The sequence below is a fragment of the Actinopolymorpha sp. B17G11 genome (genome assembly GCF_040196095.1).
Taxonomy (GTDB): Bacteria; Actinomycetota; Actinomycetes; order Propionibacteriales; family Actinopolymorphaceae; genus Thermasporomyces.
Window position 1 is genome coordinate 1 of record NZ_JBEFTW010000014.1, and the last position, 12,558, is coordinate 12,558.

Below are 12,558 nucleotides of genomic sequence, written 5' to 3' on the forward strand. Positions count from 1 at the left end.
TGCACGGCTACCTCGGTGACCAACCGCCGACCGAGTTCGAGGGGAAGTTCTACGCTATCCAGCAGGGCGATCAAGCCCTGGTTGAAATCAAATGACCAGAGCCTCCATCAGACCCAGTGCGGTTCATTTTGGGACCACACGCTATGAACGAGCGCGAACCTCGCGACTCACCTACGAGCGTTATAGGTGGTGGACAGGTGCTGTGACCTGGCAAAAGACCAATCCTTACGTTCTGGGGGTCAAGGGGTCGTGGGTTCAAATCCCGCCAGCCCGACCAGCGTTTCCGCAGGTCAGAGGCGCAGAACGATCGTCATGGTGTGCGCCTCGCACCCGTCGATGTCCGATTCTGGGAGCGATATGGGAGCGGAGCTCCCAAAGAACGCCAACCGACACCGCAGGGTAGGGCTGTCCTTCTTCTCCAACTGCCGCGCAAGCCTCTGCACTAATCAAGGCGCCGCTGACGCGGCGCAGCCGCCCGGCCGCCCTGCGGGCGGCACCAGTGCGCCGTCCTCGGGCTCACCGGACGGCACGACAGTCAGGAAGCCGTGGCTGAGGTGGTCGCCGGACCGTCAGGCTTTACCCACCTCCCTCGGATCGGGTCCCTAAGACCGGGGGACCGCCTCGGGCCACAACGGGCAGGCCAAGAACCCGCCCGAGCCGCGGAAGCTTACGGCCCCCGGTCTCCGCGACCCGAGTCAGGACACCGGCCAAACCCCGCCGGTCCTTAGTTCGGTCCGGTGGATTCGACGTAGCCGGGCGAGTGATGTGCGGCGTACTCCTCGACGGTCATCCCCATCAGCACCAGCTCGTGGTATGCGCCGGCGAAGAACTGTCGACGGCGACGCCGGCCTTCCTCGATGAAGCCGAGCTTCTTGTGGAGCCTCAAGGACGCGGTGTTGTAGGCGTACATGTCGACATCACACTTCTGGAAGCGCCGTTCGCCGAACATGTACCGCAGCACCAGGCCGATCGCTCCGCTCGCGTAGCCGCGCCGCTGGTACTCGCCGCCGATGGTGATGCCGTAGGAGAAGACTCCAGCATTCTTGTCCACGTCGGTCGTACCGAGCCAGCCGACAGGCCTCTCCTCGGGCAGCGACTCGATAACGAGGCTGAACGCGTCGTCGTCTCGGAGCTTGTTTGTGCTCTCCGCCCACTGGCGGTAGCTGGCCCTGGATCGCGGCGGGTGCAACGCCCCGGCGTTCCGCATCACCGTGGAGTCCTGCTCGAACTCCACCGCCAGCTGCTCCCACTCTTCCGGCTCGCCACCCCGCAGCCGAACCCGCTCACCAACCCAGACCGAAGCCATGCGCCCGGACCTTAGCAATGACTTGTCACCGCGTGCGGCTACAGCATGCCCATAGTCCTTCGGCACCCACGCTTGTCCCCTACTACTGTCTCGCCATGATCATTCGACCCGTGCGCGAAGAGGATGCGGCCAGTTTGCAGCAGAACTGTTTCAGCGCGAACACCTTCGAACAGACCGCCGCCATGATCCCGCCCGCGATCGATGGACTCGAGCACGGCGAGTCCGCCATGCTCGTTGCAGAGGAGAACGGTGACGTCCTGGGAACCTGCACAGTGGAACGCTTGGCGCACCGCATGTGCCGCCACCGTGCCGACATCGTTGGCTTCGTGATCACACCCGCCGCCCAAGGGACTGGGCTCGCTCGCAAGCTCGTCGACGCGGCCAACCAGCGGGCACGGGACTGGGGCTGCTCGATCCTAGAGATCAGCTGTCGTGGCGGCACTCACGCCGAGGACGCCTACCGTGGCCTCGGGTTCCGCGTATGGGGCCGGCTGCCCGAGGGCTACCGCGACCGCGATCAGACCTTCGACGAGGTTCTCCTGTGGAAGCCAATCAGTCCGGGCTAACTTCGCTATGAGGCTGCCGGTCAAGGTCGTGTCTGGGCGTTGTCGCTCACAATGGTCGCTCAGGGACGGCGAAGGGGTGCCACCGCGTGGTTGACACCCCTTCCTAGAGCTACCGATAGCCAGCTGCCTGCAGGTCGAACAGGTGGGCGTATCGGCCACCTAGGTCGAGGAGTTCTTCGTGGGTGCCGGCTTCGGTGATCTGGCCGTCTTGCATGACAAGGATTCGGTCGGCGATCCGGACGGTCGAGAACCTGTGCGAGATGATGATGCCGATCCGGCCACTGAGATTTTCCCGGAGTTGGGTGAACACTTCGACTTCCGCCTCCGGGTCAAGGGCGCTGGTGGGCTCGTCCAAGATCCACACGTCGGCGTTTCGGTACATCAGGCGAGCCAGGGACAGTCGTTGCCATTGGCCGCCTGAGATGTCCTGGCACCACTCGTAGCCCTTTCCGACTGTCGCGTCCAGTCCCATGGTCAGATCCTGAACGAAGTCGGCCCTGGCGGCGTGCAGCGCTGTCCACAGCTCGGAGTCCGATGCCTTGCGTTCGACTCGACCGAGTTGGAGGTTCTCGCGCACGGTCAGGTTGTAGTGGACGAAGTCCTGGAACAGGACGCCGAAGCGTGACTGGAGTTCGGTCGGGTCGGCGTCACGGAGGTCCACGCCACCCACGAGCACCTGCCCGTCCTGCGGGTCGTAGTGGCGAAGGAGCAGCTTGACCAGCGTCGTCTTGCCCGCTCCGTTGTCCCCGACCAAGGCGACCATCTCCCCCGGGGCAATCTCCAGGTCGATCCCACGGAGTGCCGGTCGAGTGGCCGTTGGATAGGTGAACGTTACGTTCTTCAGTGTCAGCCCCGGTTGGGCAGGCGACGGCTGCGTGGCCTCATCCGTGCGCGCGACCGTCGCCGGTAGGGGAATCGGGTCGGGACGTACGGGTAGGCGTTGGCGGAGGTCGAGAAAGTCGAAGTAGTCACGCAGGTATGGGGCATGCCCCTGCAAAGCCACCAGTGATCCGGAGAGACCGGAGACAATCGCACCTACCGACGTGAACGCGCCCAACACCAGGAAGAGATCACCTGCCGTGAGCGTTCCAGCGAGCCCCTGCCGCGCGACGAACCAGTAAGCCACCGTGAGCAGCAGGGCGCTGATCGCGCCGGCAACCAACGCTTCGCCTTGTCCCTTGCGATAGACGGCAGCGAGGCTCGCCTCGTACCAGCGCTGCAGGTCGGTGTGCTGTCTCCTCATGTGATGCGCGGCACCCAGGCCCTGCAGCTCCTTGATGGCCGCCTCGTTGGTCATTAGGTGACGGCGGTAGTACATCTCTCGGAAGCTCCGGCTGTTCTGGAGGTCAGTCGCGTACACGTTCTTGCTGACGCGGGCCTGTGCGACGGCCGTCACCGCAACAGAGCAGGCAATGACCACCAGCAGCGCCGGATGGACCGCGCTCATCACTCCGACCAACCCCACGACAGCCACGAGTTGAGCACAGAACGTCACAACCTCACCGGTCACGGCGAACGGACGGGTCATCGACGTCTTGCTCGCTCGAATCATCCGCTCGTGAAAGCCTGGATCATCCAAGTACGGAATATCGATGGTCACGGCACGACCTAGGAAGCGCTCTTCGGCCGCGTGGTGAACCTGATAGCTAAATGCCTGCTGCTGGTAATTGGCCACCGCGGAAAGAACGCGCTGCACGATAGCCAGCGCGCCGATTACCAGAACCGTCGGAAGAACCGAAACGTGACGTCCCGAAGAGCCCTGGGTGACAAGGTTCACCAAGTGTCGCCCCGCCCACAGGATGGCAGGCGTACAACCAGCCGACACCATCGCCGAGAGCACTAGAAACATCCATCCAGAAGGCGAGGTCTGCCAAGCCAGACGGAGACCCAGGGTGACCGCTCTCATCAGCGCCATCTTCGGCTGAACATGAGCCCAAGCCGCATAGTCCAAGGGTTCTTGCCGGCCACTGTTTCCGTCGTTTCGCTGCCGCTTAACCTCGGCAGTTGACCTCATCCGCTGGCCCAGAATTCGAATGGGTGAAAGCATGCACGATCGTATCAGGAATCAAGGAGAACAAGCCACTTCATGCCCGGTGGAAAGCCCACGTAAATACTGCTGGTTGCCGCGAAGGGATAGTGCCAGGGGCGCTGTGCGGCTTACAGTGGGCCGAAAGGATCAGGGAGGCAGAATATGCCGTGAGTCTCAGTCCAGTCCGTCAAGTGGCCCTCTGGAGCCCTAGGGCAGGTCATTCTGGAGGAATTGTCAAGACCTGTGGATCAAGATCGTTTAGGCTGCTTGGGTTGTAGTGGGTTCGTCGGTTCGTTCGACGAGTTTGCCTTTGTGGAACGTGGCGCCGGCGCGGACGAGGGCGACGAGGTGGGGGGCGTTGACGGCCCGCCAGCGGGCTTGGGCTGATTCGATGAGTTTGAACGCCATCGCGATCCCGGCGGCTCGTGAGCCGGGTCCCTTGGTGACTCGGGTGCGTAGCCTTACGGTCGCGAAGGTCGACTCGATCGGGTTCGTGGTGCGAAGGTGGACCCAATGTTCGGCCGGGTAGTTGTAGAACTCCAGTAGCACGTCGAGGTCGTCAGTGATCTTGGCGACCGCCTTGGGCCACTTCGCGCCGTAGTCGACCTCGAACGCCTTCGCCGCTTTCTCGGCGCGCTCGCGGTCTTCGGCGTTGTAGATCTCTGCGAGCGCGGCCTTCGCGCCCGGGTGCGCCGATTTCGGCAACGCAGCAAGAACATTCGCCATCTTGTGCCACCAGCAGCGCTGCTCGCGGGTCTCGCCGAAGACGTCGCGGATCGCCTTCCAGAACCCCAGCGCCCCGTCACCGACGACGAGCACCGGCGCGGTCATACCGCGGCGGCGAGTCGAGCGGAGCAGGTCGGCCCACGACTCGGCTGACTCGCGGAACCCGTCGGCGAGGGCGATCAGTTCCTTCTTGCCGTCGGCGCGCACCCCGATCATCACCAGCAGGCACACCTTGTCCTGCTCGAGACGGACCTTGAGGTGGATGCCATCGACCCACACGTACACGTAGTCGAGCTCGGCCAGCGAGCGGGTGTTGAACGCGGCGGCCTCGTCCTGCCACTGCGTGGTCAGCCGGGTGATGGTAGCCGCCGACAGGCCCGCACCGGTGCCGAGGAACTGCTCGAGCGCGGCTGCGAAGTCACTGCTGGACAGGGCGTGCAGATACAGCAGCGGCAGTACCTCTGCGACCTTGGGCGACTTACGCGACCAGGCCGGCAGGATCGCTGAGGAGAACCTCTTCCGCTCACCAGTCTGCTCGTCGACGCGCTTGTCGTTGACCCGCGGCGCACGCACCGTAATAGCTCCAGCGGCGGTGGTCACCTACCGTTCGGCGTGATAGCCGTTACGGACCACCAGCCGGTGACCGTTCTCGTCGAGCTCACCGCTGTGGGCCTCGATGTAGGCGGCAACCTCCGCCTGCAACGCCGCCGCAAGCATCCGCCTCGCACCATCCTGCACGATCTCATCCAGCAACGACCCGCCGACCGAGCCGCCCGCGTTGGACTCCTCATCGTCGTGGACTACCTTGAGCATGGGCGTACCTTCCCGAACCAGCGCGCCAACGCCGGTCCTGATCAGAACAACACCGACTTCAGAGCATCCTCGGGAAGGTGCGCCCCTTCACGTCACCTCACCGAGCATCATCCACAGGTTCTGATCATTGCTCCTCTCCACAGCGGAGTCGATTCAGCGCAACAGCGAGCAAACGTTCCTGGCCGAACGTCCGGCAGGCTTCCAACCGCTAACTCGTTCCGGAGCGTTCTACACAGTAGACAGCGGCTTGGTGCCACTGGCACTGGACGAGCTGTACGGACCACAACGCTGGCAGCGCCCCCTGCGCGGCGGAGGAGTGCTGGTGACATTTCGCGTACCAGGACAGCCGTGGGACGTACCTCACAGGGGCTGGCACTCCGACGGCCGAGCCGACCCCACCAGTGGGGAACCGTCGCAAGTCACGATCTTCACCATCCTCGCTCCTCTACGCCCGAGGGGTGGCGGCACTCTGGTCCTCACCGGAAGCCATCATCTGCTCCGGCACCACGGGCGGGAGACCGACAACGCCAAGGCGATCAGAAAGGGACTCGGCGCCCGCTATCCCTGGCTGCACGACCTGTGGAGCGAGAACACCAGTCCAGGCATCGACCGCCGGAAGCGATACCTCGACGAAGGTGCCGTCCTCGACGGCATGCCACTACGACTCGTCGAGCTAATAGGAGAGCCCCGGGACGCCTTCGTGATGAGGGGCGACATCCTTCACACGCCAGCACCGAACGGCCTCGACGATCCGCGGATCATGCTCGTCAAAGGCTGCCCGATCATCTGACGCAGGAGGCGGAGATGTCGGTGGATTGGACCCGGAGGAGGCTGGCCGGTTCATAGCTGAGTGTTGAGCCCCACGTTGGCTGAGGACGCGGGAGGCATGTGGCGACGCCGTAGGTGAGAACGGCGGCTGGGTGGTGGTGGGGGTGCTGTTGGGGTTGGAGGGCGCGACGACCGCGCACCCAGAGCACCGAGAGACCGACACCGTGTTACCCGAAACTGTCTCGCCCGTTCTGTGGTCCGACGTTACGGTCGGGGGATGTCGGAGCGCGAAGTCAGGTCAGCATCCGACGTCGACCGCAGTCAGCACCTCGCCGCGCTGCACAGCGCGTGGGTGACGCCGCTGGACGTCGTGGCGGCTGTGGTCGGCGAGGTGGCGAAGGCGCCGGTCGTGGACTTCCGCCGCATCGTCGCCGGCGAGCAGAACGAGGTCTACGACATCACTTTGGAGCAGGGCCCGTCCTTGATCGTGCGCATCTCGCATGACGGACCCGAGGGGCACGACCGGGAGGCGTGGGTCATCGGCGAGTGCGCGTCGCGGGGCATTCGGGCGCCTCGGGTTCACGCTCTTCGTCGCGTCGAGGTCGGGAGCGAGCTCCGGTCCGTCATGGTGATGGAGAAGCTGCCGGGTGAGCGACTCAGCGACATCGATCCTGACGAACTCGACGTTCGCCGCGTGCTGGAAGAGGTTGGAGCATGGCTGAAGCAGCTCCACGCCATCCCGGTGCGAGGCTTCGGCTGCCTCGATGGCTCCGGCGTCGGCGAGTTCGAGACGCTGGATGACTGGCTGGCCAACGTGGCCACGGAGGCGCATGCGTTCGAGGAAGCTGGCCGCTCCGTCGGACTCGAGCCGGCGACGATCCGAGGATGGCTCGGTGAGATCGTCGACTCGTTCCGGGCAGCCCCGCCTCGGGTGACGATGAGCCACAACGATCTCAAGGCCGTTCACGTCCTGGTGCACGAGGGGAGGCTGTCGGGGATCATCGACTTCGGTGTGGCCGCAGCCGAACCCGCGGCGAACGACTTCGCCAAGTGGGACTTCCGAGAAGGGACGCGCTTCCCGGCCGAGTGGATACAGGCCGGCTACGGCGACCCCTCCTTGTCCGAGCCCTCGAACGACCGCACCTACCGTGCGCTCTGGCTCCTCGACGGGCTCTGGCATTTGCGCCACTACCACGTGACGGATTTTCCCCCGGGCGTCGAAGCCGGCCGGGACCGACTGCTGAGCGGACCAGAGCGGTAGCCCAGCTACTCGATGGCGCGCACGTCGACTCCGTTCGACCGCAACTACGTCTCGTCGTCGGCGTGAGGAACTCGGCCCGACACCCGCCCCGGTCCTGGTCCCACCAACAGACGGCGCGCCCGGCCACAACATGAAGGTCGCAGTAGGGAGTATTGCGGTCAAACGCCGGGGGGGAAGGCTCAGGCCGACTTCGATCACGATGTCCGGCGTCGGCGTCCGGACGGCCGGCAACTTGCCTTCGATCAGCACCGGGCCATCGGGTGCGGGGAAGACGACGACGGCCGTGGCCCCCGCGCTCGGGGGCACCCTTTGTGCCGCGGTGCGGACGGCTACGAGGTTCCGTGCGACACGAGGTCTCCCGGCAGTACGTGATCGTCGACATGCGCAGGTGGGAGCGGGATGGGAGCGGAGTTGGAGCGGCAGGTGCGGTCGGGTGCGGTAAGCCGCTCTCTGAAAAGGCCGCTGGCCTGCGCCGATGCGCGCTGCCTGGTCGCCGATCGGAGCCGGAGCGATGCTGGGGGTCAAGGGGTCGTGGGTTCAAATCCCGCCAGCCCGACAGCGTTTCCGCAGGTCAGCGCCGTGCGGGTCCTGACTGGCGGGCCATCTGGGACCACGGGTTGCTTATTGCGTGTCCCAGGATGCGGCCTGGTGCGACCTAGCTCTACTTGACTCCGGTGCTGCGCCAGGTGAGTGCGATGCTTGCACGCTAGGTGATGTGCGACGCCGGTCTGTTCGCCTCGGTTGAGCCCGGCGTCGCCGTGGGGCGTCTGAGACTGGGGGGCGGGTCGGGGTCGGCGCCGGTGCCGAACGCGGCCGTTTGTGACGAGCCCTCTTGGCACGACATCGGTCGACAACTGGGCATCGGCATCCACGCCGCCAAGGATGGGATCGATCGATGCCAGTGCCATTCTCGTCACTCGCCTTAACGAGCTCGCCGGGATCCCGGTCGAGGCGATCGTCACGATCAGCGGCCCCTCTGACGTCTTGAGCCTCGGCGACATCGAATCCGATCGTCCGGCGCCACAGACGCCTGTCCGACTCGCCAGGGATCTTCACGGTGTGGAGCGGTTCCTTACCCAACTGTGGGGCTGGCCTTCGATGCGTTGCGCGGTGATGGCCCCGGACGGGTGGATCCATGGCGACTTCCAGCAGTTCAACCTGCTGTGGGAGGACGGACGCATCAGCGCCGTCCTGGCCCGGGACCGGCTCTGTTCATGAACCGCGAACGAAGCAACGTCGATCTTGACCCCAATCTTCGCCTTACCCTGCCGGCGCATATCTTGAGCCCCACCTCAGCCGAGCCATGCGGTCCGGAGGGAGGCGGCGGGGAGGGCCGGCGCTGCTGCCGAGGCTCACCGTTCGGCGTCGTCGGGACGTCGTGGCTCTTTACGACAGGCCTTCGCATCCGCCAGAGCCATGTAGATCCATGCCGCGGTCGCGAGTAGCGCGGAGAGCACCGCTCCGATAGTCAGCAGTATGTCCCGCCCACCCGGCTGGACCGCCGATATGGCAAAGGCAATGGCCGCGGCAAAACCGCACATTCCAACCAGCCGGGAAATCAGTAGTCGAAGGGCATAGGGGCGGCCAACTCTCTTGGTCTCAGCTTCTGCGGGCCAGGCCTGAGACGCTTCCTGGGCGGCCCGGGCTCGACAGATGTCCGGAGTCTTCCGACACCACAACTCGGTGTGGAGCTCCTCGAGGCTGCCTGGCGGGTCGTTCATCACCGTCGCGATTGCTTGATCAAGCCGGCGAGCTGCCAGTGCGGCGGCTGCGTCATAGGTATCGCTTTCCGCCTGGACGGCCACCTCGAGACTGCCGGATAGGAGGTCGGGGACGACGGTGGCGTGACCCACGGACGGGTCCCTGGTCTCGGACGCCCGCAGCTCCCGCAGCAGGTGGTCACAGCACAGCACGAGCTGCGGCCGGCTGTAGCCGGGGGCACCGTAGACAGCGGTCATGTTGAGCTTCACGGCCCTCCCCTCGAGCAGGTGGACAGCCCTATATCGCCATGCTAGGACCCTCCTGAAGATCGTCGGGTCAGGGCATGAAGCGTCCAAGCACCCCCGTCTGGACTGACTCGCTGACGGGTCAATCGAAGTTCGAGAAGGGGACGTGCTCCGACCGTTGGTACGGCTCGGAAGGGCTGGAGCCAGTCGCGGTGGGGGAGTGGGTGGGCGCCCGTGCACAACCGCCTTCGTCGAGAGCATGACCGACGTCGAGCACCTTGGGACCACTTTGGGACTAAACGTCGGGCACGGACCTGAACCCACCCGCCCATGGACGAGCGTCGTCAACGCCGTTCAAGAGCCCGTGGGCGGCGAAGATGCCAACAGTTACGTTCTGGGGGTCAAGGGGTCGTGGGTTCAAATCCCGCTGCCCGACCAATCGCAACTTCGGGAGATACGGCCAGGTCAACGCCGGTTTCACCCTTGCGACCTCCCGCCTTCGATCAGTCCCAGGGTGGGGGTCGACGGACCAGATACGGACCACCAGTCCGAGAATTCGGCGCCCGCATCGAGTACGGCCTCCGTCGTGGGGGTCGACGAGGTGGCGCCAGCGTAGCGAAGCACGGCGAGGGACGCGAGCCAGGCGGGGTGTCGGCGAGCCTTGTCCTGACGAACGGGACGATGACCATCGGCGTGCGCGTTCCCACTGCCGAGCAGAGGAAACCGTCAAGGCACACGAGCCACTCGAATCGGGCGCCGGCGACGCGGTGACCGACGCATTCCGTTGGGAATGGGCGATCGACCAGCTCGACGGCCACGACGACGAGCAGGAGGAACCTAGGCCACCGGAGCGCAGCTTCTGTCCTGTGCGCCCTGATCCGCGACACCCCTACGCCACCTGATGGGCACATCGTGCCCCCGATAGGCTTGTGCACTTGTGTCCGGAAGCGACTACCTGGTGCGCGCTGAGCAGCGCTTGGACGCCGCCCATCAGGTACTCGAGGACCTCGATCTCCTCGCCCGGTGGCGGCGTTACGGCGATCCGGTTACATGCGGCTCGGTCGCGTACGGCCTGGTCGTAGAGCCCGACATCGACGTAGAGGTCTTCACTGATGTGCCGTCCATTGAGGCCGCATTCGGGCTCCTCCACGAGGTCGCAAAAGTGCCGGGTGTCGTTCGCTGCGCCTTCACTAACGAACTGAACGGTCCGCTACCCGGGATCTACTGCCGCATCGTCTACGACCGCGATCACGTGCGCTGGAATCTGGACAACTGGCTCTTGCCCCGCGTCCATCGCGGCCCGTTCGGTGCGCGCCTCGTCGAGCCAATGCGCCGGGCGTTGACCCCCGAAACCAGAGCCGCCGTACTGGAGATCAAGGAAGCGGCGTTCGATCGGAACGAACCACTGCAAGGAATCTGGGTCTACCGCGCGGTGCTTGCGGAGGGGCTACGTGGCTACCCGGCCTTCCGCGATTGGCTACGTACCGTCGACACGAACCGACTCACAGACTGGACGCCGTAAGGGCGGCGTGAGTGCGGCGTGGATCCAGCTGGCCTCGGGCGGCCAGGCGCACCATGGCACGGACCGGGAAGACGCGTTGACTCAGGCAGAGTCAGGGTCAACCTGAACGGAGCGAGCCGCGGATGCGTCCGGACAAGGTGTCCCACGGACGGGTAGGAATCGCCGCGACGCCCGTGCCGAGGAGCTTCCGCCGCCAACCACTGGCCGAACAGCCAGCTGACGCGCGCCCGCATGCGCTGCGGACCGGCGTGCTGCTCACGCCTGAGAAAGTTCGCGAGGAGCCGCGACCTGTCCGGCTCGCTAGGCGTGATTCTCGCGTCGGCTGTCACAAGGGGCGGCTGGCGGGCGTCTTAAGGCCGTATCCATTCGGCTCAAGGAGACGGTATGACTGCGAACACCGAGAACAACCCGACAACCGACGTCGTCGTGATCGGTGGCGGGTACGCGGGCGTGATGGCGGCTAACCGCCTGACCCAACGCGACGACATCACGGTGACCCTGGTCAACCCGCGACCGAGGTTCGTCGAGCGGCTCCGGCTGCACCAGCACGTCGCCGGGGAGCCCGCCCCGGTCGTGGACTACCAGGAGATCCTGTCCGAGCGGATCCGGCTCGTCGTCGACACCGCGACCGACATCGACGCTACAGGCCGGACGGTGGCCTTGGAGGGGGGCGACACGCTCGCGTACGACTACCTGGTCTACGCGCCCGGCAGCGGAAGCTTCGACCTCTCGAGCGTCCCGGGCGCCGACGAGTTCGTCTACCCGGTCGCCAACCTTGAGGCGGCGACCCGGCTGCGGGAAGTCATCGACGCCGCGCCGGCCTCGTCCCCGATCACGGTCGTAGGGTCCGGTGCGACCGGCATCGAGGTCGCCTCCGAGCTGGCCGAGCAAAGCCGCGCCGTGACCCTGGTCTGCGGCAAGGTGCTGTGCCCCTACCTCCACCCGAAGGTCCGCCGCAAGTTCGCCAAGCGCCTTGCCAAGATGGGCGTGAACGTGATCGCCGGCCCCGACGCCACGGTCACCGCGGTCTCCCGTCACGCGGTCCAACTCCGGGACGGTCGCGAGCTCCTGAGCGAGGTGACGATCTGGACCGCTGGCTTCTCCGTACCGGACCTCGCCCGGCGCAGCGGCCTGACCACCGACGACACCGGCCGCCTTCTCACCGACGAGACCCTGATCAGTGTCGACAGCGACCGCATCCTCGCCGCCGGCGACTCGGCCTCGCCCTCCGGCGTGCCGTTCCGGGCCAGCTGTGCGACCGCGCGGCCGCTCGGCGCATACGCCGCCGACACCATCCTGGCCCGGTTGGAAGACAAGGAGCCCAAAGAGGTCAACATCGGCACGGGGTTCCAATGCATCGCGCTGGGCCGCAACGCCGCCATCGTCCAGCTCGCCTCCATGCAGGACGTCGCCAACCGCTTCTCGATCCGGGGCCCGCTGGGCCAGAAGATCAAGTCGAGCTCGTACGGACTCCTCACCGAGGAGCTGGGCAAGGAGGCGCGCAAACCCGGGAGCTTCAACTGGAGGCTCAAGGACAACAAGCGCCGGCAGAAGCTGAGCGAGATGCGCGACGCAGCTGCGCCGGGCTCCCGTCAGGTCGCATGATCCCGGGACGAGGAGC

General features: G+C 65.6%; 10 protein-coding genes and 1 pseudogene. 7 read left to right on the top strand and 4 right to left on the bottom strand.

Features of this window, described 5'->3' with window-relative positions; genetic code table 11:
- Positions 1–724 precede the first annotated feature (724 nt).
- Positions 725–1,306: a GNAT family N-acetyltransferase gene (locus ABN028_RS16055; RefSeq protein WP_349697131.1), complete on the bottom strand. Its 582-nt coding sequence runs from the start codon at positions 1,304–1,306 to the stop codon at positions 725–727.
- A 95-nt stretch (positions 1,307–1,401) separates the two neighbouring features.
- Between ABN028_RS16055 and ABN028_RS16060 the strand changes: the two genes are divergently transcribed.
- Complete coding sequence (locus ABN028_RS16060; RefSeq protein WP_349697132.1) at positions 1,402–1,872, top strand: GNAT family N-acetyltransferase; 471 nt, start codon at positions 1,402–1,404, stop codon at positions 1,870–1,872.
- A gap of 109 nt (positions 1,873–1,981) precedes the next feature.
- Here ABN028_RS16060 and ABN028_RS16065 read toward each other — a convergent pair whose 3' ends face one another.
- Both ABN028_RS16065 and ABN028_RS16070 read right to left on the bottom strand, forming a co-directional pair.
- Positions 1,982–3,400: an ABC transporter ATP-binding protein gene (locus tag ABN028_RS16065; RefSeq protein WP_349697133.1), complete on the bottom strand. Its 1,419-nt coding sequence runs from the start codon at positions 3,398–3,400 to the stop codon at positions 1,982–1,984.
- Positions 3,401–4,159: 759 nt separating this feature from the next.
- A pseudogene (locus tag ABN028_RS16070) lies at positions 4,160–5,440 on the bottom strand (IS256 family transposase).
- 250 nt (positions 5,441–5,690) lie between these two features.
- Here ABN028_RS16070 and ABN028_RS16075 point away from each other — a divergent pair.
- From ABN028_RS16075 to ABN028_RS16085, 3 genes are all read left to right on the top strand, one after another.
- Positions 5,691–6,230 carry a hypothetical protein gene (locus ABN028_RS16075; protein ID WP_349697134.1) on the top strand — a complete coding sequence of 180 codons (540 nt, stop codon included), beginning with the start codon at positions 5,691–5,693 and terminating at the stop codon, positions 6,228–6,230.
- Between the two features lie 255 nt (positions 6,231–6,485).
- Positions 6,486–7,469, top strand: coding sequence for a phosphotransferase family protein (locus ABN028_RS16080; RefSeq protein ID WP_349697135.1), 984 nt, complete (start codon positions 6,486–6,488; stop codon positions 7,467–7,469).
- A gap of 882 nt (positions 7,470–8,351) precedes the next feature.
- On the top strand, positions 8,352–8,687 hold the full coding sequence (locus ABN028_RS16085; protein WP_349697136.1) for a phosphotransferase: 336 nt from the start codon (positions 8,352–8,354) through the stop codon (positions 8,685–8,687).
- A 134-nt stretch (positions 8,688–8,821) separates the two neighbouring features.
- On the opposite strand, the gene ABN028_RS16090 is transcribed toward ABN028_RS16085, so the two are convergent.
- Positions 8,822–9,439 carry a hypothetical protein gene (locus tag ABN028_RS16090; RefSeq protein ID WP_349328766.1) on the bottom strand — a complete coding sequence of 206 codons (618 nt, stop codon included), beginning with the start codon at positions 9,437–9,439 and terminating at the stop codon, positions 8,822–8,824.
- A 743-nt stretch (positions 9,440–10,182) separates the two neighbouring features.
- Between ABN028_RS16090 and ABN028_RS16095 the strand changes: the two genes are divergently transcribed.
- The 3 genes from ABN028_RS16095 (at position 10,183) to ABN028_RS16105 (ending at position 12,542) form a co-directional block, all read left to right on the top strand.
- Positions 10,183–10,317, top strand: coding sequence for a hypothetical protein (locus ABN028_RS16095; protein WP_349328765.1), 135 nt, complete (start codon positions 10,183–10,185; stop codon positions 10,315–10,317).
- Between the two features lie 35 nt (positions 10,318–10,352).
- Positions 10,353–10,937, top strand: a complete 585-nt coding sequence (locus ABN028_RS16100; RefSeq protein ID WP_349697137.1) for a hypothetical protein — start codon at positions 10,353–10,355, stop codon at positions 10,935–10,937.
- A gap of 384 nt (positions 10,938–11,321) precedes the next feature.
- Positions 11,322–12,542 (top strand): NAD(P)/FAD-dependent oxidoreductase, encoded by a 1,221-nt coding sequence (locus ABN028_RS16105; RefSeq protein WP_349697138.1) that lies wholly within the window; start codon positions 11,322–11,324, stop codon positions 12,540–12,542.
- Positions 12,543–12,558 lie beyond the last annotated feature (16 nt).